The following is a 25,293-nucleotide window of genomic DNA, read 5'->3' as shown; positions in this document are numbered from 1 at the left end:
CCTCAGCTCCGATCCATCCGATCCGCTTTTTTGCGCACGAGCGTGCTGCGCAGATCATGCATTGCCAACAACAAGTCATCCGTCACCGCATCCAACTCGGCATCCGTGGCGCGCGATTGTGCCCATTGCGTGGTGAGGTTCAGGTGATCCACCGCGCGGCGGATGTCGTCAATCTCCCGTGCGGCAAGGGTTTCGCGGCGCGCCTTTGTCCAGCGGGCGATCTCGGACTTATCGGCTTCGGTCAGATGGTGCTGCCCATGGGGCTTTACCTCACCGTTGCGGATGTTGACGACGGCGATCTGCTCCATCTCGATCCGGCGCTGGCGGTTTGCGGCATCCAGCCGAAACACCGCCGCGCCATTCTCGCGGACCCTGAAGTAATAGTCGGGAAGATCGCCTGCCATGGTTCGCCTTTACGTCAGCCCGGCACAGAAGGTTTGGATGCGGGTGCATGCCTCTTTCAACGCCTCGTCAGAAGTAGCGTAGCTGACGCGGAAATTCGGCGAAAGACCGAAGGCCGCGCCAAAGACGACCGCCACGCCGGTTTCCTCAAGCAGCGCGGTGGCAAAGGTCTCATCATCCGAGATCTTGGTGCCCGCCGCCGAGGTCTTACCGATCAGCCCCGCGATGGAAGGGTAGACGTAGAACGCCCCCTCGGGCGTCGGGCAGGTGATGCCCTCAATGGCCGAGAGCATCTCGACCACCAGATTGCGGCGGCGCACGAACATCTCGTTGTTCTCAGCGATGTAATCCTGCGTGCCGTTCAGTGCCTCAACCGCGGCCCACTGGCTGACCGAGCAGGGGTTCGACGTGCTTTGCGACTGGATTTTGCGCATTGCGCCGATCAGCTTTTCCGGGCCTGCGGCATAGCCGATGCGCCAGCCGGTCATAGCGTAGGCTTTCGAGACGCCGTTGACCGTCAGCGTGCGGTCGTAAAGCGCGGGTTCCACCTCGGCCGGGGTGCAGAACGCGAAACCGTCATAGGCGAGGTGCTCGTACATATCGTCGGTCATCACCCAGACATGCGAGTGGCGCATCAGCACATCGGTCAGCGCCTTCAACTCGTCGCGGCTATAGCCCGCCCCGGTAGGGTTCGAGGGCGAGTTGAAGATGAACCATTTGGTTTTGGGCGTGATCGCCTCTTCCAGCGCTTCCGGCGTCAGCTTGAAGTTATTCTCAAGCGTGGCGGGCGCGATCACCGGTGTGCCGCCTGCGAGCAGCACCATATCGGGATAGCTGACCCAATAGGGCGCGGGGATCACGACTTCTTCGCCGGGGTTCATGGTTGCCATCAGCGCGTTATAAAGGATCTGTTTGCCGCCCGTCCCGACGCTGACCTGTGCGGGCGTGTAATCCAGCCCGTTGTCGCGTTTGAACTTGGCGCAGATCGCCTGTTTCAACTCGGGGATGCCATCGACGGGGGTGTATTTCGTCTTGCCTGCGTTGATCGCGGCGACGGCGGCGTCCTTGATATTCTGCGGCGTGTCAAAGTCCGGCTCGCCCGCGCCAAGTGCGATAATATCGCGCCCCGCGGCCTTGAGTTCTGCCGCCTTGGTGGTGACGGCGATGGTGGGCGACGGTTTGACCCGATCAAGGGTCGCGGACAGCAGTTCCATTTCAGCCTCGGGTTGCTTATGAATATCCCCACGTTCATAGGGGGCGGCCCCGCACCCGGCAAGGGTGTCTGGCAGGAGATAAAGCATGACCGACGAGATTGACTGGTACGGCCCCGAGGCCGCCACCTTTGGCGACCGGGTCGCGGCGGCCCGCGAACAGACTGGCATGACCCAAGCGATGCTGGCCAAACGGCTGGGCGTGCGTCTGGCGACTTTGCGCGGCTGGGAAGAAGACCTGTCCGAGCCGCGCGCCAACCGGCTTTCGATGCTGGCGGGGCTTTTGAATGTCTCGATGATGTGGTTGATCAATGGCGAAGGCGAGGGGGTAGATGCCCCCGAAGCGGGCGAAACCGCGCGCCGCGTCGATCTGGAAGAAGTGTTGGCCGACATGCGCGCCCTGCGCACCGACCTGCTGAAAAAGGCCGAGACTGTCGGCAAAATGGAAAAGCGCATTCGGCGCCTTATGACGGAGCCCGCAGATGCCTGAGGTCCATGAACACCGGTTGAAACGCCTGCAAATGCGCTCCATGCGCCGGGGCATCAAAGAGATGGACCTGATCCTATCGGCCTATGCCGAGGCGCGGCTGCCGCAGATGGATGACGCGGGGCTCACGCTCTATGACCAGATGCTCAATGAGAATGACCACGACCTCTATCTTTGGGTCAGCGGACAGGCCGACGCCCCCGCCGAATATGCGGCATTGGTCACAGATATCCGCGGGCAATTGGCCGAGGCGCGCGGCTGATTCAAAAAACCCGAAAGGGTTTAACGAATTATTCTGATTTTTCAGCGAGTTTCCGGTTCGAACAAGGTGAACCGGAGATTTCGCATGAGCATTCAAGACCCCGCTGCGCAGCCGATGGCCATAAAGGGTTTTATGGCAGGCTATCTTGAGTCCCTGTCCTTGGTCGAGCGGTTGCACCGCTTGCTGCTGGACGTGATCAAGGACGAATTCGAACGTGTCGGCGTGTTAGAGATCAACGCCGTGCAGGCGCTGCTTTTGTTCAATATCGGCGATAACGAGGTGACCGCGGGCGAGCTGAAAAGCCGCGGCTACTATCAGGGCAGCAACGTCAGCTACAACCTCAAGAAGCTGGTCGAAATGGGCTATATGCACCACCAGCGCTGCGAGATTGATCGCCGGTCCGTCCGCGTTCGGCTGACCGAAAAGGGGCGTTATATCCGCGATGTGGTGGCCGAGCTTTTCTCGCGCCATGCCGATGGGATGGAAAACAAGGGCGTGCTGGGCGATGCAGGGATCGAAGATATCACCCGCTCTCTCAAACGGATGGAGCGGTATTGGACGGATCAGATCCGCTATATCTACTGATCACGGGCAGGGGGGGTGAGGTGGGAGTAGACCCTCCCCTCCACTTCCCGCAAGAGCTTCTGGGTCATGGCGCGGGCGTAGTCCTCAAACCCCTCTGCCGTCTCAACGAATGCGCCGGGGCCGAGCATGACTTCGGCCCGGTAGTATGACGCCAGCGCGCCGATCTCGGCCTGCCGACTGTCGCCAAGCGCCGGGTCTTCCGCGCCGATCACCAAACCGTTGATGGTCAGCTCCTGTGGCTCGAGGGGCTGGGCTTGCAACCTGTCGCGTATATCCCGGGGCCGCGGCCCGAAGTTCGAGATGCCGTCGCCCGAGATATCCAGCGTGTGTTTCTGGCAGGCGGCGCGCGTCGCCAACTGGCCCGCGCCAAACTGCATCGCATCCCCCAATGCCGTGCCGGGAGAAGCCTCACGCCGCTCGGTGCTGCGCAAAAGTGCGATGGCCCCATCAAGCGCCGCCGCGTCGCTCAACGGGGTCCAAGGCAAGATCACCGTCTGATCACTGGATCCGCTCCATTCATAGATCATCAGGTCGACGCCATGCTCCGGCAGCGCCAGCAGGGCGTCCCGCACACGCGGATCGTTCAGCGCGTCGGCCAAACCACCGATCTGTAACCGATACTCTCGCGCATCGACCGAACCAGAGACATCCAGCCCCAAGGCAAGCGCCTGCCGACAAGCGGCCTCGGCCGATTGGATGGCATTGATCGTGAGAAAAAGGGCGAGGGCCGCGCGGATCATCCCAGCGATCCGCTCAGCCGCGGCGGCACCCCCTTGGGGGCGACCGAAGAGGGCACATCACGCACCGGACGCCGCGCGAGACGACAAAGGGCCGCCCGCGCTTCGCCTATGGGCGCGAGCATCAGCGCCAGCAGGACATTGATGCAGAGCCTTACCAATGACCGGTGTTTTCCATGCTGGCCCAAGGTTCCTGCGCGGGCAGGGCGTCACCCTCTTGCAGCAATTCGACCGAGATATTGTCGGGCGAGCGGACAAAGGCCATCCGCCCGTCCCGCGGCGGGCGGTTGATGGTCACGCCGTTGTCTTGCAGGTGCTGGCAGGTCTCATAGATATTCTCGACCGTATAGGCGAGGTGACCAAAATGGCGGCTGTCACTGGGCAGCGCGTCATCGCCGTCCCAGTTATAGGTCAGCTCCACATCCGCATGGCCATCGTCCATGCCCGGCGGGCAGAGGAAAACCAGCGTGAAACGGCCCCCCTCGTTGTCGATCCGGCGCCGTTCCACAAGGCCCAGAAGTTTGTAAAATGCGATAGAGGCGTCCAGATCCTTCACGCGCACCATTGTATGCAAGTATTTGATGGGCATCGGTTTTCCTTCAGTTGGGCCGCTTGGGGAGGGATGAAACACCCTGTTCGGGCCGAAAATTCGTCGTCAAAAAGTCGTCACAAAACGGGAAGCGGCAAAATATGCCCGCCGCGCTTTGATAGAGAGTTTAGGCGCGAAACCACCGGTGTCAAAGGCGGCAACGGCATTGTCAGGCGATTGCCCCCGCAAAGCCGCCTTGAGGCGCGCGGCGCGGAAGGGTATGCAAAGACAAATGCCACGGATAACGTGAGGGGGGCTGCGTGAAACAGTACCATGATGCGCTGCGCGAAGTGCTGGAGCAGGGGGTGACCTCGACCGACCGCACGGGAACGGGGACGATCTCTCATTTCGGGATGCAACAGCGCTACCGGATGGCCGATGGCTTCCCGCTGGTGACGACGAAGAAGCTGCATCTGAAATCCATCCTGCATGAGCTTTTGTGGTTCCTCTCGGGCGACACGAACATCGGCTACCTCAAGGAAAATGGCGTCCGCATCTGGGACGAATGGGCCGATGAGAACGGTGACCTCGGCCCGGTTTATGGCCATCAATGGCGGCGTTTTCCGATGGTGGGTGAGCCGATGCCGCAGCCCGATGGGACGGTGCTGCATCAGGCCGGTCAAGTCGATCAAATCGCCAAGCTGGTCGAGGCGATCCGCAAGACCCCCGACAGCCGCCGGCTGATCGTTTCGGCGTGGAACCCCGGCGAGGTAGATCAGATGGCGCTGCCGCCCTGCCATACGCTATGGCAGGTACGCATCGCGGGCGGCAAGCTGCATTTGCAGCTTTATCAGCGCTCGGCGGATATGTTCCTTGGCGTGCCGTTCAACATCGCCTCCTACGCGCTGCTGCTGGAGATGTTGGCCCATGTCACTGGCTACGCACCGGGCGATTTCGTGCATTCGATGGGCGACGCGCATATCTATTCCAACCATCTGGAACAGGTGCAGACCCAACTTGCGCGCACCCCCAAGCCGCTGCCAAAGCTGCGGATCAACCGCGAGGTGAGCTCGATCTTTGATTTCCGCTATGAGGATTTCACCTTCGAAGGCTATGACCCCGACCCAGCTATCAAAGCGCCGGTGGCCGTCTGATGCTGAGCCTGATCGTCGCCCGCGCCCGCAATGGTGCCATTGGCAAAGACGGGGATATCCCTTGGTCGCTGCCCGAAGACCTGAAATTCTTTCGGCGCGAAACCACCGGCGGTGCCATCATCATGGGGCGCCGCACATGGGAAAGCCTGCCGTTCAAGCCTTTGAAGAACCGTCTGAATTGCGTGGTCTCCAGTACTGATATTGAGGGCGTCCATTCGGCGCGCGACCCGCAGGCGGCCTTGGGCCATTGCGCGGCTGAGGGGTATCGCCGGGTCTACGGCATTGGCGGCGAAGGTATCTACCGCGCACTTCTGCCCTTGGCGGATCGGCTCTTGGTGACCGAAGTCGACGTGGAAATCGACGCGGCAGACGCATTTTTCCCCGAGTTTGACCCCGAAGAATGGATTGAGCTTGGCAATCTTTGCCTGCGCGCGACGGGCCCCCGCGCCATCGCACGTGAATGGCTGCGCCGCCGCTGACAGCCATTGACATAGGCCGCGCGCCGCGCATCACTGCGGCCTATGTTTGATCTGTCCGCACCGCCTGAGGGGTTTGTCGAAAACCCATTCCCCCATTACGACCGCCTGCTGCGCGAGACCCCGGTGCTGCGCCAGCCCGATGGCTCTGTGCTGATCTGCCGCCACGCGGACCTGAACGCGATTTACCGCGACACCACGCTTTATATCTCGGACAAAAAGCTGGCCTTCGCGCCGAAATTCGGCCCTGGCAGCCCTCTGTTTGAGCATCACACCACAAGCCTCGTGTTCAATGACCCACCGTTGCACACCCGCGTGCGGCGGATCATGACGTCGGCCCTGACGCCCAAGGCGCTGGCACGGATGGAGCCGGGGCTGATCGACACGGTTGACCGTCTGCTGGAAGGGCTGGGCCCCACGCCGGACCTGATTGAGGACTATGCCAGTTGCATTCCGGTGCAGATCATCGGCAACCTGCTGGACGTCCCGATGGAAGAACGCGGCCCCCTTCGGGACTGGTCACTGGCAATTCTCGGCGCGCTGGAGCCTACCTTGAGCGAAGCGGAGTTGGAGGCGGGCCATACTGCGGTGCGCGCGTTCAAAGCCTATCTGCAAGACCTCATCGCCCGGCGCCGGGCTGATCCGGGGGATCCTGAAACCGACGTGCTGACGCGGCTCATTGCCGGAGATGACGGCGGGCAGTTGACCGAGATCGAGTTGATTCAAAACTGCATTTTTATTCTCAACGCAGGCCATGAGACGACCACCAACCTGATCGGCAGTGCCCTCGCGCTGCTCCATGACCACCCGGATCAAAAGGCGCGATTGCTGGCGGAACCCGCGTTGATCGGCCCCTGTATCGAAGAGGTGCTGCGCTTCCGCTCGCCCAACCAGTTCGGCAACCGCGAGACCACGGCCCCCGTCACGATCGGCGGGGTGGAGATTGCCGCAGGGACCAACCTGCATCTTTGCATCGGAGCGGCCAACCGCGACCCGGAAGTCTTTGAGGATCCGACGAAATTCGATATCGGGCGCAAACCCAATCGGCATCTGGCCTTTGCCGGCGGTCCGCATGTCTGCGTAGGGCTGACCTTGGCACGGATGGAGGGGAAAATCGCCCTCCAACGCTTTCTGAACCGTTACCCGGACTATGAAATCAGCGCGGCGCGTCAGGGCGGTGGGCGTATCCGTTTTCACGGCTATGCGACGCTTCCGGCGCGGTTGAGTTAAAGACGCGCTGCCATAAAAGACTGGACTTGATGTATGCGCCCCGGCAATCTTCGTTCATATTGTATATAATTACGAGGATTATCATGCGTCTAACGACAGCTATTGCAGCGGCGATAGGGCTGCTTTCTGCGGGCTTGGCCGGTCAGGTCTCGGCCGAGCCAAAGCTCTATGCCTATCCTAGCAGCGCGAATTATTGCCCGGCTGGATTGCAGCCGGTGACGCTTGGCGGCGCGATTGGCTGCGGGACACCGAACCAGCCCATGACCTATGCAGAGGTCAAAGCGCATCCGGTTGTCCACCGCCATCGCCACCCGCACCGCGCAGTGACACTGCGCCGTTCAGCCCGCGTGCCTTGCCCGGTCGGGGCAAAGGGCTGTTCGTATCAGTGAACTCTCAAGCAACGCCCGGCGCGGGACGCCGGGTGTTCTTTTGCGATATCGTGGCTAGAGCAGGGCGAGATCGGTGGCCATCTGCCGACCGTCGCGGCCTTCGGTCAGCTCGTAGCTGACCTTTTGATCATCCGCCAAGCCGGTCAGGCCAGAGCGTTCGACCGCTGAAATATGAACAAATACATCGTTACCGCCGCTCTCGGGGGCGATGAACCCGTAGCCTTTGGTGGTGTTAAACCATTTCACGGTGCCAGTTGGCATAATCTCCGCGCCTCCTTTGTCTTTGCGTCTCTGCGTCGAGCAGAATGGCGAAAGCGATTGAATTGCGACCCGCCATAATAGAAAGATCGCGCGGACTTGGAAAAAATCAAGCGATCAGGTGCGAAACCCGCAATTGGGGGCGCGATCGCGTGGCTGAGGGAGACGAATGTGCTAATTTATGGGCTGAAAAACTGTGACAGCTGTCGCAAGGCGAAAAAGGCGCTGCCAGAGGCGCAGTTGGTCGATGTTCGGGAGGCGGGCGTGCCAAGGGCGGTTTTGACGCAGGCCCATGAGCAATTTGGTGCGGCCTTGCTCAACACCCGCTCCACCACCTGGCGGGGGCTGGATGAAGAGACGCGCAAGCAGGCCCCGCTCGCCCTGATAGGAGCTCATCCAGCGCTAATGAAACGCCCTCTGATCGCGGTGGGTGACAAGCTATTTCTCGGCTGGAACAAAGAGATAGAAGCCGACGTTCACGCGATGCTTTAACTTCGGCCTGCAATTAGCCGGTCCAGTGACAATGGGCCGGCACCTTTGATGACGAGTACCAAAAGCAAGAACACCCAGAGCGCCCGCTGGTCAAGAATATGGGCATCAGGAAAGCGGTCGAACCACGCGCCAAGCGCGCTGCCATGGCCGTAAAGATCGGTGAGGGATTGCACCACGACAAAGCCCACCATCGCCAGTGCCGCCAGTCGGGTCAGCAGGCCAATAACGATGAGCAGCGGCAAGATAAATTCCGCCACCGTTCCGGCGACGACGACGAGCCAATGGAACACCCCAAGCGCGTCACTGTCATAGCCCACGGCCGCAAACACGCGGGGGAAGATTTGCGCATAGGCTCCGGTGGATGGGGTAAAGATGCCCAAGGGGCCGGGCCCGAGTTTGGTCAGCCCGGCATTCAGGAAATAGACCAGCAACACTGCGGCAAAGAGGAACCGGGCGAGGGTCGGAAGCAGCCAGTCGGCCCGCTCCAGACGGTCGGCGGCGTTGCGGTATAGGGTCGGAAGCTGGGTCATTTACTGCCCTCCAAGGAAATTGCGCTGAAGACACCGTGGCTCAGGGCGAGGGTCAAGGCGGCGGCAAGGTCAAACGCGGGCTGGGCGCCCGCCGTGGCGTCATGGGCCGCCCCGAAGGGCAAGCCGTCGGCAAGGTGGGATAGCCATAGCGCCGCGCCGGGCGGCAGCAGATGCGGCGCGGGATCATAGGCGGGGCGGGTGATCACCACGTCCTGCGCTGCGCTGTGGGGCTTGGGCGCGTCCTCGGTGAAATTATAGCGCCAGATGTCGAAAAGCGGCCAGTCTGACCGCAAGAGGCGGGTTGCGGGCGCGAGGGTGAACCTTGCCCCCATCAATGCATCGGGGCCAAGCGTTTCGAAGACCTTCGGATCAAGCGGAGCCGCGTCAGCCGCGTGATAGGAGGCACGCAGCGCGAGGTCGAGCCGTGCCGCATCGGCGAGGTAGCCAATCTTGGCCAAAGGGGCGAAAGCCGCGATAAAGGCGGGGAAATCCCTGCCGTAATGCATCATCATCGGAGATGTCGGCGGATGCGCCCGGACGTAGAGGGGGGCCAGTTCGGCAAAGTTGCGGGCGCCGATCAGCTTGCGCACAAGGGGAAAGGCCACTTCGAGCGCGGCGATCAGGGAATGCGTGACGTTGTTGCGATAGACGCCATAGCGCGCGCCCGCCGGTTGCCCCCGGCCATCGCGCAGCCCATCGGGTGCAGACCGTGACGGATCAAGCAGGGCCGCGCGAAAGCTGTGTTGGTCGGTCACACCAGCACCTCAGCGGCGCGGGTGGCTTCGGCCCGTAGGACGGACCAGTCGGGCACGTCATTGTCCCACTCGACCAGCACCGGCTTTGGCCCGGTTTGGGCCAGCGTGTAGCTTAACAGGTCCCAAACAGGATCGACGACCGGTTTGCCATGGCTGTCGATCAAAAGCGGCGCGCCGTGATCGTCGGTGTCGTCATCATGGCCGCCCACATGAACCTCGCCCACATGGTCTGTCGGGAAGGCGTCGATGTAACCCTGTGGCGACAGCCCGAGATTGGTGGCCGAAATGAAGACATTGTTGACATCCAGCAAGAGACCGCAAGAGGTGCGCGCTATAATCTCTGCCAAAAAGTCCGTTTCAGACAAGTCGGATTCCGCGAATGCAAGGTAGCTGGAGGGGTTTTCCAGCAGCATTTGCCGACCCAAGACATCTTGGACTTGGTTGATATGTGACGCCACACGGGTCAGCGTTTCCTCGGTGTAGGGCAGCGGAAGGAGATCGTTGAGATACTCCATCCCATGGGTCGACCACGCCAAATGTTCGGAGAAGGACGCGGGCTGCGTTCGGTCACAGAGGGTTTTGAGCCGTGCCAGATGGGCCGCGTCCAGCGGCCCTTCGCCACCGATCGACAGGCCGACACCATGGACCGACAGGGCGAAACGGTCTTGCAAGGCGCGTAGTTGCGCATGGGGGCGGCCACCGTCGCCCATGTAGTTTTCGGCATGCACCTCGATCCAGCGGACCGGGCCAGGATCGGCCATCAAGCCATCGAAATGTCGAGATTTAAATCCGACGCCGGGGGCATTGGGCAGTGTTGTGACAGGGGGGGTATCGTCGCGCATAACGGCCTCCGGCATGTTGCGGGGCGGGGTTCCGGGCGGGGATGCCGCCCGGAACGCTATAGATTAAGCGGGCAGGTCGCGGTCGAGCGCTTCCAAAGAGCCGGTCCGCTCGGTCCCGTCTGCCATCTCGGGCAGGTCGATCTCGGCGCAGGTGCCTTCGTCAACGAGGGTCCATGCGTTGCCTTGGTAATCGGTCACAGAGGTGCCCGCGCAGGTGGTGCCGGGGCCCGCTGCGCAGTCGTTCTCACCGGCCAGCGAAACGCCAAAGCATTTCTCTTGCGAAGCGGCGGTAGCGGTGGTGGCGTGGCTGCTCAGCGCGGCGGCGACGGCCCCTGCGATGGCGGCGGTTTTGAGTGTGGTGGACATTGTCGTTTCCTTCCTGATGGTTTGAACAGGTTTACTAGAGCAGCCTGCTTCCTCACAAGCCAGTCACGAGGGAGTGCGTCACGGTCCCGTCAGAAATCACGCGGAAAACTAGCGAAAATTGTAACCTTCCCGCGCAGGAAGGGAATGATTGTTACAAAAACGCTCCGGCGGGCAGGGGGCAAGCTGCCCGCAAGACCGCCGGAGCGCAGATTTGTTACAAGCCGTTAGCGCAGGTCAGGCGGGGTCGCGTCCTGCGCCAGTTCGGCGGTGAGTGCATCCAGCGGCTGCACCGAAGTCTGCTTTTGCCCCAGACGGCGCACGGAAACGGTACGCTCTTCAACCTCACGCGCCCCGACGGCGAGGATCACCGGCACTTTGCCGACCGAATGCTCACGGACTTTGTAGTTGATCTTCTCATTACGCATGTCGGCTTCCGCACGCACACCAGCGGCTTTCAGGGTCTCGACGACCTCGGCCACATAGTCATCCGCTTCAGATGTGATGGAGGCCACGACCACCTGACGCGGGGCCAGCCAGAAGGGCAGCTTGCCAGCGTGCTCTTCGATCAGAATGCCGATGAAACGCTCGAAGCTGCCCAAGGTGGCGCGGTGCAGCATCACAGGGCGGTGCTTGTTGCCGTCCTGCCCGATGTAGCTGGCCTCCAGCCGCTCGGGCAGGTTGGCATCGACCTGTAGGGTGCCGCATTGCCAGTTGCGCCCGATGGCGTCGGTCAGAGTGAACTCCAGCTTCGGCCCGTAGAATGCGCCTTCGCCCTCCAGCACCTCAAAGTCATAGCCGGCAGCCTTGCAGGCATCGCCAAGCGCCTGCTCCATGTTGTCCCATGTCTCATCGGAACCAATCCGCTTTTCGGGGCGGGTGGAGAGCTTGATGGTCCAGTTCTCAAACCCGAGGTCGGCATAGACCTTCGACAGAAAGGCGATGAACTTGGCGGTTTCCGAGGTGATCTGATCCTCGGCGCAGAAGATATGCCCATCGTCTTGGGTAAAGCCGCGCACCCGCATGATGCCATGCAGCGCCCCCGAAGGCTCATAGCGCGCGCAAGATCCGAACTCGGCCATCCTGAGCGGCAGGTCGCGATAGGATTTCAAGCCTTGGTTGAAGACCTGCACGTGGCAGGGGCAGTTCATCGGCTTGAGCGCGTTCACCGCCTTTTCGCGGGCATGTTCCTCATCGACCTCAACGATGAACATGTTCTCTTGGTATTTGTCCCAGTGGCCGGATTTTTCCCACAGTTTGCGGTCGACGACCTGCGGGGTGTTCACCTCGACATAGCCGTCGCGGTCCTGCATGCGGCGCATGTAGTCCTGCAAGGTGGTGTAGATGCGCCAGCCGTTGGGGTGCCAGAAGACTTGGCCCGGTGCCTCTTCCTGCATGTGGAACAGGCCCATCTCTTTGCCAAGCTTGCGGTGGTCACGCTTGGCGGCTTCTTCGAGCATGTTGAGATGCGCGCGCAGCTTTTCCTTGCCGGTGAAGGCCACGCCGTAGATGCGTTGCAGCATCGCGCGGTCACTGTCGCCGCGCCAATAGGCACCGGCGATGGACATCAGCTTGAACGCATCGCCCGGCACTTGGCCGGTGTGTTGCAGGTGCGGGCCACGGCAGAGGTCTTGCCAATCGCCGTGCCAATACATGCGCAGCGGCTCATCGCCGGGTATCGCGTTGATCAGCTCGACTTTATAAGGCTCGTTCAAGTCCTCGTAATGTTTGATCGCGCGGGCGCGGTCCCAAACCTCGGTCCGGACGGCGTCGCGTTTGTTGATGATCTCTTTCATCTTCTTTTCGATTGCGCCGAGGTCTTCTGGGGTGAAGGGCTCTTTGCGGTCAAAGTCGTAATACCAGCCGTCCTTGATCACCGGGCCGATGGTGACCTTGGTGTCGGGCCAGATTTCCTGCACGGCGCGGGCCATGATGTGCGCGAGGTCGTGGCGGACCAGTTCATTTGCCTGCGCTTCGTCGGCCATGGTGTGGATCGCGATGTCGGCATCTGCTTCAATCGGCCACGCCAGATCGAAATGCGCGCCATTGACGGTGGCGCTGATGGCCTTTTTGCCCAAGGATTTTGAGATGTCGGCAGCCACTTCGCCAGCGGTGATACCGGCGTCATATTGGCGGCTATTGCCATCGGGAAGGGTGAGGGAGATTTGGGCCATCTTGGGCGCTCCTCGTCGGTTTGGCGCCTACGAGACGCCCGGTTGCGGGTTATGTGTTGCGCCTATGTGGCGGGACGGGGGCGTTTTGTCAATGCGAGCGGGACCTTGGGCAGGCAAGTTGCGGCCCTGCGGCGGCGCGCTATGTCAGGCGGGCAACAACGAGGATGGGTCACATGCAAGACGACACGGCGCAGCGCGCTTTCGAGACGATTTCGGGGGCGGATGACCCGGCACCGGGGTTGGACGACAAGGCGCAGCGGGCCGAGGCACGCAATGGGCTGCGCCATATCCTGTCGTTGTCGATGACCAAAGTGGCCGATGGGCTGATTGATCCCAAGCTGGTGTTGGCGTGGCTGCTGAGTGCCCTCGGCGCGCCTGCGGTCTTTGCGGGGGCCTTAGTGCCGATCCGCGAGGCCGGATCGCTTTTGCCGCAGATCGCGCTGGCGGGCGTGGTGCAGCGCATGGCGCGGCGCAAATGGGCTTGGGTGTGGGGCTCGGTCGGGCAGGGCATGGCGGCGGCGCTGATCGCCCTCGCCGCGCTGAGCCTTGAGGGGGCCACGGCAGGCTATGCCATCTGCGCGGCCCTCGCGCTGCTGGCCGTTTGCCGCGCCGCCTGTTCGGTGTCGTTCAAGGAAATTCTGGGCAAGACCGTGGGCAAAACCCGGCGTGGATCGGTGACCGGTTTGGCGGGGTCCGTGTCCTCGGTCGGGGTGGTGATCTTTGCCGGGCTCTTGATGTCGGGCCTGTTTCAAAGCCGCGGTGTCGTCGTGGTGGCGATTGCGCTGGCGGCGGGGCTTTGGGTCGCGGCGGCGCTGCTCTTCTCAACGATCAAAGAAACGCCGAGCGAGACCGAAAAGGCCGATGGCGTGGATTTCAAACTGCTGCGCGGCAATCGCGACCTGTGGCTGTTCATTCTGGTGCGTGGGCTTTTGGTGTCGACCGCGCTTGCGCCGCCCTATTTGGTGGTGCTGGCCGGATCGTCGGAGGGCGGGCAGTTGGGGCAGTTGGGCGCCTTGGTGCTGGCCTCGGCATTGGCGTCCTTGGTCAGCTCCTATGTCTGGGGGCGGCTGTCAGATATGTCGAGCCGCCGAGTGCTGATGCTGACGGGCATCGTCGGCGCACTGGCGATGGCGTTGGCGGTGGGGCTGTGGTTCCTTGGTTTGGCGCAGGCGGTCTGGGCCATGCCCGGCGTGCTGTTCATCCTGATGATCGCCTATCACGGCGTGCGGCAGGGGCGCTCGACCTATCTGGTCGACATGGCCCCGAAAGACCACCGCGCCGCCTATGCCGCCGTGAGCAATACGGTGATCGGGTTGCTTTTGCTGCTGGCCGGGGTGCTGGGCGGTGGTGCTGCGCTGATCGGGGCGCAGGCGACGCTGATGCTCTTTGCCGTGATGGCGGTCGCCGCCGCGGTTCTGGCCCATTGGTTGCCCGAGGTTGAGCATCTTTCCGAGGACTGACTTGCCCTCATCCGCGGCGATGCCCATGATTGGGCCAAAGACGGAGGCAGCATGTCAGACAGCAAATTCATCGACACCCCAGAGGGGCGGCGCATCGCCTATCACAAGACCGACGGGGCGGGGCCCTGCGTGGTTTTCCTCGGCGGGCTGAAGTCCGACATGATGGGGACCAAGGCGGTCTATCTCGAAGACTGGGCGCGGGCCGAGGGGCGGGCGTTTCTGCGGTTCGACTACTCCGGTCACGGGGAATCCTCGGGCAGCTTCACCGAAGGCTGCATCGGCGATTGGCACGAAGATACGCTGGCCGCAGTCACGGCGCTGACCGAGGGGCCGCTGATCGTTGTGGGGTCGTCCATGGGGGGCTGGCAGGCGCTGCTTTTGGCCCGGCACCTGCCAGAGCGCATTGCCGGGCTGGTCGGCATCGCCGCCGCACCTGATTTTACCGAAGACGGATACTGGGCGAATTTCACCGAGGCGCAGAAACAGACGCTGGCAGAGGTCGGGCAGGTCGAACTGCCGTCGGACCATATGGAGCCCTATGTCATCACCCGCCGCATGATCGAGGATGGGCGCAAGCGGCTGGTGCTGCGGGAGGCGCTCGACTTGCCGTTCCCCGTGCGGCTGCTGCAGGGCACGGCCGATACGGCCGTCAGCACGGCCACGGCGGTGCGGCTACTGGAGCACGCGCAGAGCCCTGATATGCAACTGACGCTGGTCAAAGACGCCGATCACCGCTTCTCAGATGCGCGCTGTCTGGCGATGATCGTCGCGGCGATCAACGAGGTTTCCGGCAAAGAGGGCTGACCCAAGGCGCGGGCATGGAACCGCCGATAAGGTTGCGCCCCCGATGCCACCCCAAACCACCCATGCTAAGAGACCGCCAAACCCAAGGGGGACGGCATGAAACCACGTCATTTCAACCGCATACCGCAGCGGATCCTGCGCAATGGCTGAGCCGCTTGTTCTGCTGCCCGGCATGATGTGCGATGCCCGTGTCTTTACGCCACAGGTCCGAGCGCTCTCCCCACGCAGCACGGTGGTGTTGGCTCCGATCACCCAAGGGGAACGGATCGAAGAGATCGCCTCGGGCCTTTTGGATCAACTGCCACCGCGTTTCGCGTTGGTGGGGCAGGGCATGGGCGGTGTTGTGGCGCTGGAGCTTTTGCGTCGCGCCCCCGACCGGATCAGCCGCATTGCCTTGCTGGCGACGCAGGTGCTGGCCGAACTGCCCGCCATCGCCGCGGACCGGGAGCCGCAGATCATCATGGCGCAATCCGGCAAGCTGGGGGAGGCGATGCAGGCGCGGATGGCCTCGGGCTTTCTCGCCCCCGGCAAGGGACGGGGCGAGGTGCTGACCCGCGCGATGGAAATGGCCGAGACACTGGGCGGCGATACCTTTGTGCGCCAGTCCCGTGCCCTGCAACGGCGGCGGGACCAGCAAGCGGTGCTGCGCAAATGCAAGGTGCCGGCACTGGTGCTTTGTGGGGAGCATGACATGCTCTGCCCCGTCAAACGCCACGCCTTCATGGCCGAGATGATCCCCTACGCCAAGCTGACGGTGCTGGAGGATGCAGGCCATTGGCCCAGCCTAGAGGCACCAGAGGCCACAACCGCCGCGCTGCGCGACTGGCTGCATCAACCTCTGGTGCTGCAATAGGGCGGCGGCTCAGGCCGCTGCCGGTTTGTCGGTCTTCTTGGGCGCAGATTTCTGAGACACGGGTTTCTGAGACTCGGATTTCTGAGGCTCGGGCGTTTTCGGCTCGGGCTGGCCATTGTTGGCATCGATAAAGTCCAGCACCAAGGGCCGAATATTGTTGCGCCAGCTTTTGCCTGCAAAAATCCCGTAGTGGCCCGCCCCATCTTCAAGATGGCTGGCCTTTTTGGAATCAGGCAGACCGGTCAGCAGATCAAGCGCCGCGATGCATTGGCCGGGAGCAGAGATGTCATCCTTGCTGCCCTCAACCGTTTTAACCGCCACCGTGGTAATCTTGCCGATATCGACCTGACGGCCCGCCACGGTAAAGACGTTCCGCGCGATCTCGCGCTCTTTAAACACGCGTTGCACGGTCGACAGATAGAACTCTGCCGGCATGTCCATCACGGCGAGGTATTCGTCGTAGAACTTGTTGTGCTTGTCGTGCTCATGCGCCGCTTTTTGCGCTACGCGGGTGATCTGATTGGTAAAGGCATCGCGGTGGGTGTCGTTGTTCATTGAGATGAAAGACGCCAGTTGCAGCAGACCGGGGTACACCTTGCGGCCCACGCCCGCGTATTTGAAGCCGACTTGCTGGATCATCAACTGCTCAAGCTGGCCCATGGTGACACTATGACCAAAGTCGGTCACATCGGTAGGCGCGGCATCCGGGGCAATCGGGCCGCCAATCAACGTCAGCGAGCGCGGCTGCGCTTCGGGCGCTTCTTCGGCCAGATAGGCGGTGGCCGCCAAGGTCAGCGGGGCGGGCTGACAGACCGCGATCACATGGGTGTCGGGGCCAAGGTGGTGCATGAAATCAACGAGGTAGAGCGTATAATCCTCGATGTCGAATTTGCCTGCACTAACTGGAATATCACGCGCATTGTGCCAGTCTGTCACATAGACGTCGCAATCAGGCAGCAGGGAGATCACGGTGGACCGAAGGAGCGTGGCATAATGACCGGACATTGGCGCAACCAGCAGAACCTTGCGGCCCGTCTCTTTGCGGCCTTGGACCGAGAATTTCAGCAGATCGCCAAAGGGGCGTTCCATCACCGGCTCGATGCTGACCAGACAATCTTGGCCCGTGGGGCCGACCACTGGGGGAATGTCCCAGTCGGGTTTCACGACCATGCGGGCGAAACTACGCTCCGTCACTTCGCCCCATGCGGCGAGCCATTCCATCGCAGGGTTTGGAAACAGAGAGAAAGCCGGGTAGGATGCCATAGCAAGCGCCGAAGCGCCGAGCCATTGATTGGTATTCCGGATGGACTCCATCATGTCGTAGGTGGCCATATAGCGCATGTGGGGGCTCCTTTATGCTGCACCTGCAAAGATAGGAGGTAAGGGTTAAGATGACAACAGAATCCGAAAATCCCGAGATCACTGAGCCTCAAGCCCTGTCTCGAATGGCGCAAAACCTGAAAAAGGTTGAAGAATTAAGTAAGCGCCTGACCCGCGTGATGTCGCAGCGCGAGGGCCATCAGCCCGCGTTGGACGGGCCGAACCAACAACTTTTCGCGAAAGCAGCACAGTCTTACTGGGCCGAGGCGATGACAAATCCGGCCCGTTTGATGGAGCATCAGATGGGCTATTGGACCAAATCGGTCGCCCATTTCGTCGAGGCGCAGCAGGCGCTGGCCAAGGGCGGGCTGGCCCCGGTCGAGGGGGAGGCGCCCACCGACAAACGTTTTGCCAATCCGCTGTGGCAAACCCATCCCTATTTCAACTTCATCAAACAGCAGTATCTGATCAACGCCGAAGCGCTGCGCCAAGCGGTCGAAGACGCCCAAGACATGGACCCGGCCGAGAAGAAGCGGCTGGTCTATTTCAGCCAGCAGATCATCGCGATGATGTCGCCGACCAATTTCCTTGCCACCAACCCCGATGTTTTGGAGCGCGCGGTAGAGACAGAAGGCGAGAGTCTTGTGAAGGGGCTGGAAAACCTGATCGCTGATTTGGAGGCCAACAACGGCGAGTTGGTCGTCAAACTGGCGGATGACAGCGCCTTTGAGTTGGGCCGTAACATCGCCACCACGCCCGGCAAGGTGGTGTTTCGCAACCGCATGTTCGAGCTGATCCAATACACGCCCAGCACCGAAGAGGTGCACAAGACCCCGCTGCTGATCTTCCCCCCATGGATCAACAAGTTCTACATCCTCGACCTCAAGGCGCAGAACAGCCTTGTCAAATGGCTTGTCGATCAGGGGCACACGCTGTTCGTCGTCTCATGGGTGAACCCCGATGTCAGCTATGCCCAGATCGGCATGGAGGATTACGTCGAAGAAGGCTACCTCGCAGCGATTGAAGAGGTGAAGGCGATCACGGATGAAAAGCGCGTGAATGTCGTCGGCTATTGTATTGCAGGCACCACGCTGGCGCTGACGCTCTCGCTGTTGAAAAAACGCAGCGACACGTCGATCAAATCCGCGACCTTCTTCACCGCGCTCACCGATTTCTCGGATCAGGGCGAATTCCAGCCCTTCCTCACCAATGACTTCATCGACGGGATCGAGGCCGAGACGGCGGACAAGGGCATCCTGCCCTCCGTGGTCATGGCGCGGACATTCTCTTTTCTGCGCTCCAACGATCTGGTCTATGGCCCCGCCGTGCGCAGCTATATGATGGGAGAGACCCCACCGGCCTTTGATCTGCTCTATTGGAACGGGGACGGGGCCAATCTGCCGGGGCAAATGGCGATGCAATATCTGCGCGGCCTGTGCCAGCGGAATGAATTGGCCGAGGGCGGGTATAAACTGCTGGGCGAGCGGCTGACCCTCGACGATATCGAGGTGCCGCTCTGCGCTGTGGCCTGCGAGACCGACCATATCGCGCCGTGGAAAGACTGCTACCGTGGCGTGCAGCAGATGGGTTCAAAGGACAAGACCTTCATCATGGCGCAATCAGGCCATATCGCGGGCATCGTGAACCCGCCCAGCCGCAATAAATACGGCCACTATGTGAACGGTGATCTTAGCCAAGATTACGCAGCCTGGCGCGAGGCCGCAACTTATCACGAGGGGTCATGGTGGCCGCGGTGGGGCAAGTGGCTGGTCAAACGTGCAGGCGCTATGATTCCCGCGCGCTTTCCCGGCGATGATGGCCGCGAGGTTCTCGGCGACGCGCCGGGCGCCTATGTGGCCCGCAAGGCAAATGACTGATTACCTTACGTAATCTTAGCGCGCTAAGCAGCTTATGCTGCAATGCAGAAAAAACCTTGAAATGCTGCACTGCGGCATCTATATTGTGGTCAGACGCGAAACGGACGGGTCTTCCCGCTCCCTTGCCACAGTAGCAGTAAAAGGATTGAGACATGACCAAGACACCTGACATGACCGCGATGTTCAAAGACATTATGGGCGCTTTCCCCGTAGATAACGCCGCCATGCAAGACGCATTCAAAAACACCGCCTCCCTGAACGAGAAACTCTCGGGCGTTGCTTTTGACGCGGCTGAAAAATCGGCTGACATCTCCACCGCCTGGACCAAAGAAACTCTGTCCCGCCTGACTGAGATGACCAAAGTCAAAGCCGAGCCTACAGACTACGCCAAAGCGATGACCGATTTCGCTTCCGCCTCCGCTGAATCCGCGGCCGAGCATATGGCCGCCTTCGCCGAGATCGCGAAAAAGGTGCAGATGGACACTGTTGAGCTGATGATGTCGGCTGGCAAAGAGTTCCAGAGCGACGCGACTGCCGCAGCGACCAAGACAGCCGAGAACGCTCAGGCTGCTGCTAAGAAATCCACCGTGAAGTAAACCGCCCGTCGGTTTTATCTTCTCGGCATGATGCCTAGAAAAAGGGCAGGTCCAATCGGGCCTGCCCTTTTGTCATGCGCTCTTTCTATTTGCCGATCCCTGTCCTAAGCTGCGATGCAGCACCACTGGTCGGGAGTAACATCATGGCGGACAAACCGAAGCCCTTGCTGATAAAACGCTATGCCAGCCGCAGGCTCTACAATACCGAGACAAGCGATTACGTCACCTTGGAGGATATCGCCGGTTTCATCCGCGATGGCCGTGAGGTTCAGATCGTCGACCTGAAGTCTGGCGATGACCTGACACGGCAATATCTTTTGCAAATCATCGCCGAACACGAAAGTCGGGGCGAAGCCGTCTTGCCGGTCGATGTGCTGACCGATCTGGTCCGCAGCTATATGTCGGGCAATGTTTCGGTGGTGCCGCAGTTCTTGCAGGCCTCTTTCGACATGCTCCGCGATGGGCAGAGCAAAGTGGTCGAAAACATGAGCGCGATGAACCCGATGGCCAAAATGCCCGGCATGGAAGCGATGCAGGCGCAGCAAGAAGCCTTCATGAAAGCGATGACAGGGGGCTGGGCCAAATCGACCGCGCCGGAACCACCCAAGCAGCAGGCCGAGCAGGGCGACGATCTGGATGCGATCAAAAAGCAGTTGGCCGAATTGCAGGACAAACTGTCAAAGCTGAACTAACCCACCCCTGGTGAGGGAGCCCTGCGCTCCCTCCTTTCGGTGCACCCTATGCAGCCTGCGCATCCGCCACATCGGCCAGCGCCGCCAAGATCACATCCGCCACAGCGTCGATCTCATCCAGCGTCAACTGAACCGGCAGGCGCACGTCACAGGCCCGCATCAACATGGCGCGGGTACGCGGCAGGTCAGGCAGGTCTTCGATGAATTGCCAGTTCCAAAAAGCCCGGGCGTTATCGGTGCTCTGGCCAAAGACCTGCACCTTCACACCCGTCGCTTCAGCCGCCGCGGCGAAGGCGCGGATCGTGGCATCGGGCAGGCCCACCAGATTGAACTGGATCGAATCCGGCGCGCGGGTCTCTCCGGGCAGGGGGCTTGGCACATCGATCAACGGTGAGGCCGCCAGCCGCGCGGCCATGTGATCATGATTGCGCAGCCCATCCGCCACCCGGCGCGGCAGATGCGACAGTTGCGGGCGGATGATCGCCGCCGACAGGTTCGACATGCGCAGATTGTAAAGCGGCAGCCGGTTCTGCCACGTGGCAAAGCTGTCTTGCAGGGCTGCGTGTTTCTTCCAATTATGCTCATAGGCGCCCGACATGATGATGGCACGGGCCACCAAATCGGCATCATCGGTGATCAGGATGCCCCCTTCGCCGGCGTTGATCATCTTGTAGGACTGAAAAGAGAAACAGCCGATTTTGCCAATCGTGCCAATCTTTCGCCCCTGCCAAAGCGTTCCCAGCGAATGGGCGGCGTCTTCGATCACCGCCACATCGGCGGCCTCACAAAGCGCCATGATCGCATCCATATCCGAAGTGTGCCCGCGCATATGGCTGATAATCACGGCCTGAACACCGGGCAATTTGGCGGCGAAATCCTCAAGATCGACGCGGTAATTCTCGCCCACCTCGCAAAGCACCGGCTTGCAGCCTGCGTGGATCACCGCAGAGGGCACGGCGGCGAAAGTAAACCCGGGGATCAGCACCGACGCCTCTTTCGGCAGGTCCAAGGCGAGCAAGGACAGAAACAGCGCGGCAGAGCATGAAGAAACGGCCAAGGCATATTCGCTGCCCATCATCCGCGCAAATTCGACCTCCAGCAAGGAAACAGGCGCGTCCTTTGCCGCAGTGTAGCGAAAAAGATCGCCGCTTTGCAAAAGCGCCGCAATGGCAGCCTCGGCTTCAGCGGGGATAGGTTCGGCGCGGTGCATGTCGGGCAAAGCCATATTTCAAAATCCTGAATAATGATTTCCAGAATTGTAAAACAACGCGCCGCTCAGGCCAAGAGAAGACCAGCTCAACCCGCACCCCAGTTCTTCCTTCATTCTTTCTCAAATACCCGCGGGGGAATCGCGCCCCCGGCGCGATGGGGGCAGCGCCCCCGCTTTTCAAAGGCCCGCCCAAAACGAGCCCCCCGCCATTGCCGCTCACGCTGGAGAAGTCAAAGACCCAGCCGATCCCGCGTCGCATACCAAAGCATGGCCAGCACCAGCAGCGGGCTGCGCAGAGAGGCGCCACCCGGAAATGCCTGCGTCGGGATCGCGGCCATCGTGTCGAACCCAGCAGCATCGCCCTCGATCGCCTTGGCCATCAGATAGCCCGCATGGGTCGCGGTGCCGACCCCGTGGCCAGAATAGCCGGAAGCCGATAAGATGTTCGGCGCCAGCCGCGCGACATAGGGCAGGCGCTTCATCGTGATGCCCAAGGTGCCGCCCCAAGCATAGTCGATCTTCACATCCTTCAACTGCGGAAAGACCTGCGACATCGGTTTGCGCACCTTAGCGGCGATGTCCTGCGGGAACCGGTAGCCATAGCTTTCGCCCCCCCCGAAAAGCAGGCGCCCGTCGTGCGACAGCCGGAAGTAATTCACCACGAACCGGCTGTCAGCCACCGCCACGTCGCGGGGCAGCACATCGTTTACGCGGTCGCCCAAGGGTTCGGTGGCGGCAATGAAGTTGTTGATCGGCATGACCCGCGCGGCCACGTCGCCGTTCAACTTGCCCAGATAGCCGTTGCAGGCCAGCACCACATGGTCGGCAGAAACGCTGCCGGTGGCGGTCTGCACCAGTGCCTTGCTGCCTTCGACGATATTCTCGGCGGGGCTTGTCTCATGAATGCGCACCCCCGCGGCGGCGGCGGCGCGGGCAAGGCCGAGCGCATAGTTCAGCGGATGCAGATGCGCCGCACCCATATCCAGCACACCGCCTTTGTAGTCGGGCGAGGGGCAAACCGATTGCAGCGCGGCGTGATCCAGCACCTCGATCTCATCATAGCCGTAGTGCTTTTGCAGATGCTCTGCATAATCGTGCAAGTGCCGCACGTCCGAGGCGGTCGATCCTGTCCATGCCACGCCGGGTTTCAGATGGCAGTCAATCTCATGCTTTTCGATCAACGATTTGACCAGCGCCTTGGCCTCTTGCCCCATCTCCCAGAGCTTGCTGGCGTGCTCTTGACCCAGCATCTTCTCCAGACCGTCCTGTTCAACCCGCTGACCGGACCCCAACTGCCCGCCGTTGCGGCCCGACGCACCGAAGCCCACGCGCTGCGCATCTAACAGCACCACGTCATAGCCCGCCTCGGCCAGATGCAGTGCTGCCGAAAGGCCGGTATAGCCCCCGCCAACCACACATACGTCGGCTTTTGCGTCCCCCTGAAGCGGCGGGTGGGCCGTGTGCTTCGTGGCGGTGGCGGCATACCAGCTGGTGGGGTACTGGCCGGGCGTGTCGTTGGCGTAAAGCAGGTTCATCGGGCCTCCGGGCGTTAGACGTTCATCAGCAGATGTTCACGTTCCCAGGGCGAGATGACCTGAAGGAACTCTTCGTATTCGGCCCGCTTGACGATGGAGTAAACGCGGGCGAAATCGGGCCCCAAAGCCTCATGCAGCTCCGTGGCTTCTTCAAACAGATCAAGCGCTTGGCCCAGAACTTGGGGGATGTCCCCTTCGCCGACATAGGCGTCGCCCTTGAATTCGGGCAGCGGGTCTTTTTGCTGGGTTAATCCCAGATAGCCGCAGGCGAGGCTGGCGGCGATGCCGAGGTAGGGGTTGCAATCCATCCCCGCAAGGCGGTTCTCAACCCGGCGCGATTTTGGCCCCGAGAGCGGCACGCGGATGCCTGTGGTCCGGTTGTCGCGGCCCCACTCAAGGTTGATCGGCGCGGCGTGATCCTTGACGTAGCGGCGGTAGGAGTTGACGTAGGGCGCGATCACGGCCAGCGCCGAGGGCATGTGGTTTTGCAGCCCGGCGATGAAGTGCTTGAAGGGCGCAGTCTCTTCCCCATCCGCATCGACAAAGATGTTTTCGCCGGTTTTCACGTCCAGCACCGAGTGGTGGATGTGCATCGCGCTGCCCGGCTCATCGGCGATGGGTTTGGCCATGAAGGTGGCATAGCACTCGTGCCGCATCGCCGCTTCGCGGATCAGCCGTTTGAAGTAGAAGACCTCATCGGCCAGACGCACCGGATCGCCGTGCTGCAGGTTGATCTCAAGCTGGCCAGCACCGCCTTCTTGGGTGATGCCGTCGATTTCAAAACCCTGCGCCTCGGCAAAGTCATAGATGTCGTCGATGACGGGGCCGAACTCATCCACGGCGGTCATCGAATAGGCCTGCCGCGCCGCAGCCGGGCGGCCCGAGCGGCCCATCATCGGCTGAATTTCCTTGGCCGGGTCGATGTTGCGGGCCACAAGGAAGAATTCCATCTCAGGGGCCACCACAGGCTCCCATCCCTTGTCGCGGTACAGTTGCACCACCCGTTTAAGCACATTGCGCGGCGAATAGGCCACCGGCTCATTGTTGCGGTCATAGGCGTCGTGGATGACCTGAAGCGTCCAGTCCCCGGTCCATGGGGCGGCGGTGGCCGTGTCCATATCCGGGCGCAGGATCATGTCTTTTTCAATGAACCCATCGTCGCCTGCCGCTTCGCCCCATTCACCGGTGATGGTCTGGTAAAAGATGCTGTCGGGCAGGTGAAAGTAATCCTGCCGCGCGAACTTCGACGCCGGGACAGCCTTGCCGCGGGCGATGCCGGGCAGGTCGGGGATGATACATTCCACTTCGTCCAGACGCCGGCCCTCAAGATAGGCGCGCGCCGCTTCGGGTAGTGCTTCTGTCCAATCCTCGGCCATCAGGCCCTCTCTTTCCTGTTGTCTTTGAAGAATGCGGCCATTTGGTCCGCGATTTTTTGGTTATCAATGGGGCCACCAAGCGCGGCGGTGGCCTGTTCAAGCTGGTGGTCCGGCACCACGCCTTTGCCACGGGTTTTGATCAAGCCGTCGATGAAATCATGACCGAACTCGGGGTGAGGCTGAACCGTCCAGATGCGGTTGTCATAGGCCAGCGCCGCATAGGGGCAGAAATCAGATGAGGCAACGACCTTGGCACCTTCGGGCAGTTCGACAACCTGATCCTGATGCCATGCGTTGAGCGCCAGCTTGTCTCCGTCCATGTCGTATTCAGTGCGGCCGATCGACCAGCCGCCGGTGAACTTCTCGACCTTGCCGCCAAGCGCTTGGGCGATGACCTGATGGCCAAAACAGACGCCAATCATCGGGCGGCCATCGGCATAGGTTTCGCGGATGAAGTCTTCCAGCGGCGGGATCCAGTCGTGATCCTCGTAAGCGCCGTGTTTGGACCCGGTGATGAGCCAGCCATCGGCTTCATCCACCCCTTCGGGCAAGATCCCATCGACGACCGACCAGATTTGAAAGTCAAAGTCATGACCGTCCAGCAGCTTGGTGAACATTTCGCCATAGTCGCCCAGCTGTTCGCGGAAGTCGTCGGGAGAATGGCCGGTTTGAAGAATGCCGATTTTCATGTGTC

Annotated in this window: 29 protein-coding genes; 14 read left to right on the top strand and 15 right to left on the bottom strand. The window is 61.3% G+C overall.

Going from position 1 to position 25,293, the window contains the following annotated elements:
* Nucleotides 1-2 precede the first annotated feature (2 nt).
* Both K3762_RS13005 and K3762_RS13000 read right to left on the bottom strand, forming a co-directional pair.
* Nucleotides 3-404 carry a hypothetical protein gene (locus K3762_RS13005; RefSeq protein ID WP_132445182.1) on the bottom strand — a complete coding sequence of 134 codons (402 nt, stop codon included), beginning with the start codon at nucleotides 402-404 and terminating at the stop codon, nucleotides 3-5.
* 9 nt (nucleotides 405-413) lie between these two features.
* Nucleotides 414-1,616 carry a pyridoxal phosphate-dependent aminotransferase gene (locus K3762_RS13000; RefSeq protein ID WP_260009774.1) on the bottom strand — a complete coding sequence of 401 codons (1,203 nt, stop codon included), beginning with the start codon at nucleotides 1,614-1,616 and terminating at the stop codon, nucleotides 414-416.
* Nucleotides 1,617-1,701: 85 nt separating this feature from the next.
* On the opposite strand from K3762_RS13000, the gene K3762_RS12995 reads away from it, so the two are divergent.
* The 3 genes from K3762_RS12995 (at nucleotide 1,702) to K3762_RS12985 (ending at nucleotide 2,947) form a co-directional block, all read left to right on the top strand.
* A complete protein-coding gene (locus tag K3762_RS12995; protein ID WP_260009771.1) occupies nucleotides 1,702-2,103 on the top strand; it encodes a helix-turn-helix domain-containing protein in 402 nt (133 codons plus the stop codon).
* Nucleotides 2,096-2,362, top strand: coding sequence for a succinate dehydrogenase assembly factor 2 (locus K3762_RS12990; protein WP_120351522.1), 267 nt, complete (start codon nucleotides 2,096-2,098; stop codon nucleotides 2,360-2,362). Before K3762_RS12995 ends, K3762_RS12990 begins: the two co-directional genes overlap by 8 nt.
* An 84-nt stretch (nucleotides 2,363-2,446) precedes the next feature.
* Nucleotides 2,447-2,947 (top strand): MarR family winged helix-turn-helix transcriptional regulator, encoded by a 501-nt coding sequence (locus K3762_RS12985; protein WP_067942516.1) that lies wholly within the window; start codon nucleotides 2,447-2,449, stop codon nucleotides 2,945-2,947.
* On the opposite strand, the gene K3762_RS12980 is transcribed toward K3762_RS12985, so the two are convergent.
* Nucleotides 2,941-3,687 carry a DUF1194 domain-containing protein gene (locus tag K3762_RS12980; RefSeq protein WP_132445178.1) on the bottom strand — a complete coding sequence of 249 codons (747 nt, stop codon included), beginning with the start codon at nucleotides 3,685-3,687 and terminating at the stop codon, nucleotides 2,941-2,943. The genes K3762_RS12985 and K3762_RS12980 overlap by 7 nt on opposite strands.
* 151 nt (nucleotides 3,688-3,838) lie before the next feature.
* Nucleotides 3,839-4,273 carry a VOC family protein gene (locus K3762_RS12975; RefSeq protein ID WP_067262125.1) on the bottom strand — a complete coding sequence of 145 codons (435 nt, stop codon included), beginning with the start codon at nucleotides 4,271-4,273 and terminating at the stop codon, nucleotides 3,839-3,841.
* Nucleotides 4,274-4,533: 260 nt separating this feature from the next.
* Here K3762_RS12975 and K3762_RS12970 point away from each other — a divergent pair, with 260 nt between their 5' ends.
* The 4 genes from K3762_RS12970 to K3762_RS12955 all read left to right on the top strand — a co-directional run bounded on the left by K3762_RS12970 (nucleotide 4,534) and on the right by K3762_RS12955 (nucleotide 7,462).
* The gene (locus tag K3762_RS12970) at nucleotides 4,534-5,367 is read left to right on the top strand and encodes a thymidylate synthase (protein ID WP_120351520.1); all 834 of its coding nucleotides are present in this window, start codon (nucleotides 4,534-4,536) and stop codon (nucleotides 5,365-5,367) included.
* Entirely contained in the window at nucleotides 5,367-5,846 is a 480-nt protein-coding gene (locus K3762_RS12965) for a dihydrofolate reductase (protein ID WP_132445176.1), read from the top strand. The genes K3762_RS12970 and K3762_RS12965 overlap by 1 nt, the downstream gene beginning before the upstream one ends.
* Before the next feature lie 42 nt (nucleotides 5,847-5,888).
* Entirely contained in the window at nucleotides 5,889-7,073 is a 1,185-nt protein-coding gene (locus tag K3762_RS12960) for a cytochrome P450 (RefSeq protein WP_120351518.1), read from the top strand.
* A gap of 83 nt (nucleotides 7,074-7,156) precedes the next feature.
* Nucleotides 7,157-7,462 carry a hypothetical protein gene (locus K3762_RS12955; protein WP_165935581.1) on the top strand — a complete coding sequence of 102 codons (306 nt, stop codon included), beginning with the start codon at nucleotides 7,157-7,159 and terminating at the stop codon, nucleotides 7,460-7,462.
* 54 nt (nucleotides 7,463-7,516) lie between these two features.
* Here K3762_RS12955 and K3762_RS12950 read toward each other — a convergent pair whose 3' ends face one another.
* Nucleotides 7,517-7,723 carry a cold-shock protein gene (locus K3762_RS12950; RefSeq protein ID WP_067262111.1) on the bottom strand — a complete coding sequence of 69 codons (207 nt, stop codon included), beginning with the start codon at nucleotides 7,721-7,723 and terminating at the stop codon, nucleotides 7,517-7,519.
* 168 nt (nucleotides 7,724-7,891) lie between these two features.
* Here K3762_RS12950 and K3762_RS12945 point away from each other — a divergent pair, with 168 nt between their 5' ends.
* Nucleotides 7,892-8,212, top strand: a complete 321-nt coding sequence (locus K3762_RS12945; protein WP_260012818.1) for an ArsC/Spx/MgsR family protein — start codon at nucleotides 7,892-7,894, stop codon at nucleotides 8,210-8,212.
* Here the strand turns inward: K3762_RS12945 and K3762_RS12940 are convergent.
* The 5 genes from K3762_RS12940 to thrS all read right to left on the bottom strand — a co-directional run bounded on the left by K3762_RS12940 (nucleotide 8,209) and on the right by thrS (nucleotide 12,876).
* A complete protein-coding gene (locus K3762_RS12940) occupies nucleotides 8,209-8,742 on the bottom strand; it encodes a DoxX family protein (protein ID WP_132445174.1) in 534 nt (177 codons plus the stop codon). The two genes, K3762_RS12945 and K3762_RS12940, sit on opposite strands and share 4 nt — an antisense overlap.
* Nucleotides 8,739-9,497, bottom strand: coding sequence for a DNA-binding domain-containing protein (locus K3762_RS12935; RefSeq protein WP_132445172.1), 759 nt, complete (start codon nucleotides 9,495-9,497; stop codon nucleotides 8,739-8,741). Before K3762_RS12935 ends, K3762_RS12940 begins: the two co-directional genes overlap by 4 nt.
* Nucleotides 9,494-10,339: a DUF692 family multinuclear iron-containing protein gene (locus tag K3762_RS12930; RefSeq protein WP_120351515.1), complete on the bottom strand. Its 846-nt coding sequence runs from the start codon at nucleotides 10,337-10,339 to the stop codon at nucleotides 9,494-9,496. Before K3762_RS12930 ends, K3762_RS12935 begins: the two co-directional genes overlap by 4 nt.
* A gap of 63 nt (nucleotides 10,340-10,402) precedes the next feature.
* Nucleotides 10,403-10,705, bottom strand: coding sequence for a DUF2282 domain-containing protein (locus K3762_RS12925; protein ID WP_067622878.1), 303 nt, complete (start codon nucleotides 10,703-10,705; stop codon nucleotides 10,403-10,405).
* 224 nt (nucleotides 10,706-10,929) lie between these two features.
* A complete protein-coding gene (gene thrS, locus K3762_RS12920) occupies nucleotides 10,930-12,876 on the bottom strand; it encodes a threonine--tRNA ligase (protein WP_132445170.1) in 1,947 nt (648 codons plus the stop codon).
* 173 nt (nucleotides 12,877-13,049) lie between these two features.
* Here thrS and K3762_RS12915 point away from each other — a divergent pair, with 173 nt between their 5' ends.
* The 3 genes from K3762_RS12915 to K3762_RS12905 all read left to right on the top strand — a co-directional run bounded on the left by K3762_RS12915 (nucleotide 13,050) and on the right by K3762_RS12905 (nucleotide 15,993).
* A complete protein-coding gene (locus tag K3762_RS12915; RefSeq protein ID WP_132445168.1) occupies nucleotides 13,050-14,336 on the top strand; it encodes an MFS transporter in 1,287 nt (428 codons plus the stop codon).
* A gap of 51 nt (nucleotides 14,337-14,387) precedes the next feature.
* Complete coding sequence (locus K3762_RS12910) at nucleotides 14,388-15,140, top strand: carboxylesterase (protein ID WP_132445166.1); 753 nt, start codon at nucleotides 14,388-14,390, stop codon at nucleotides 15,138-15,140.
* 142 nt (nucleotides 15,141-15,282) lie between these two features.
* Nucleotides 15,283-15,993 carry an alpha/beta fold hydrolase gene (locus K3762_RS12905; RefSeq protein WP_067622867.1) on the top strand — a complete coding sequence of 237 codons (711 nt, stop codon included), beginning with the start codon at nucleotides 15,283-15,285 and terminating at the stop codon, nucleotides 15,991-15,993.
* A 9-nt stretch (nucleotides 15,994-16,002) separates the two neighbouring features.
* Here K3762_RS12905 and phaZ read toward each other — a convergent pair whose 3' ends face one another.
* Nucleotides 16,003-17,334 carry a polyhydroxyalkanoate depolymerase gene (phaZ, locus tag K3762_RS12900; protein ID WP_260009757.1) on the bottom strand — a complete coding sequence of 444 codons (1,332 nt, stop codon included), beginning with the start codon at nucleotides 17,332-17,334 and terminating at the stop codon, nucleotides 16,003-16,005.
* 50 nt (nucleotides 17,335-17,384) lie between these two features.
* On the opposite strand from phaZ, the gene K3762_RS12895 reads away from it, so the two are divergent.
* The 3 genes from K3762_RS12895 (at nucleotide 17,385) to phaR (ending at nucleotide 20,478) form a co-directional block, all read left to right on the top strand.
* Complete coding sequence (locus tag K3762_RS12895) at nucleotides 17,385-19,190, top strand: alpha/beta hydrolase (RefSeq protein ID WP_120351510.1); 1,806 nt, start codon at nucleotides 17,385-17,387, stop codon at nucleotides 19,188-19,190.
* Nucleotides 19,191-19,342: 152 nt separating this feature from the next.
* On the top strand, nucleotides 19,343-19,786 hold the full coding sequence (locus K3762_RS12890; protein WP_067622858.1) for a phasin family protein: 444 nt from the start codon (nucleotides 19,343-19,345) through the stop codon (nucleotides 19,784-19,786).
* 143 nt (nucleotides 19,787-19,929) lie between these two features.
* The gene (gene phaR, locus K3762_RS12885) at nucleotides 19,930-20,478 is read left to right on the top strand and encodes a polyhydroxyalkanoate synthesis repressor PhaR (RefSeq protein WP_067622929.1); all 549 of its coding nucleotides are present in this window, start codon (nucleotides 19,930-19,932) and stop codon (nucleotides 20,476-20,478) included.
* A gap of 46 nt (nucleotides 20,479-20,524) precedes the next feature.
* On the opposite strand, the gene K3762_RS12880 is transcribed toward phaR, so the two are convergent.
* The 4 genes from K3762_RS12880 to K3762_RS12865 all read right to left on the bottom strand — a co-directional run bounded on the left by K3762_RS12880 (nucleotide 20,525) and on the right by K3762_RS12865 (nucleotide 25,288).
* Nucleotides 20,525-21,703, bottom strand: coding sequence for a DegT/DnrJ/EryC1/StrS aminotransferase family protein (locus K3762_RS12880; RefSeq protein WP_132445162.1), 1,179 nt, complete (start codon nucleotides 21,701-21,703; stop codon nucleotides 20,525-20,527).
* 215 nt (nucleotides 21,704-21,918) lie between these two features.
* Nucleotides 21,919-23,223, bottom strand: coding sequence for an FAD-binding oxidoreductase (locus K3762_RS12875; RefSeq protein WP_260009753.1), 1,305 nt, complete (start codon nucleotides 23,221-23,223; stop codon nucleotides 21,919-21,921).
* Between the two features lie 14 nt (nucleotides 23,224-23,237).
* On the bottom strand, nucleotides 23,238-24,599 hold the full coding sequence (locus K3762_RS12870) for a glutamine synthetase family protein (protein ID WP_243266977.1): 1,362 nt from the start codon (nucleotides 24,597-24,599) through the stop codon (nucleotides 23,238-23,240).
* Nucleotides 24,599-25,288, bottom strand: coding sequence for a type 1 glutamine amidotransferase (locus K3762_RS12865; protein ID WP_120351506.1), 690 nt, complete (start codon nucleotides 25,286-25,288; stop codon nucleotides 24,599-24,601). Before K3762_RS12865 ends, K3762_RS12870 begins: the two co-directional genes overlap by 1 nt.
* Nucleotides 25,289-25,293: the final 5 nt, after the last annotated feature.

Origin of the sequence: Sulfitobacter sp. W074, assembly GCF_025142275.1 — a bacterium.
Classification (GTDB): domain Bacteria; phylum Pseudomonadota; class Alphaproteobacteria; order Rhodobacterales; family Rhodobacteraceae; genus Sulfitobacter; species Sulfitobacter profundi.
Note: the sequence above shows the minus strand (reverse complement) of the source record. Positions and strands in the feature narration are given on the sequence as shown.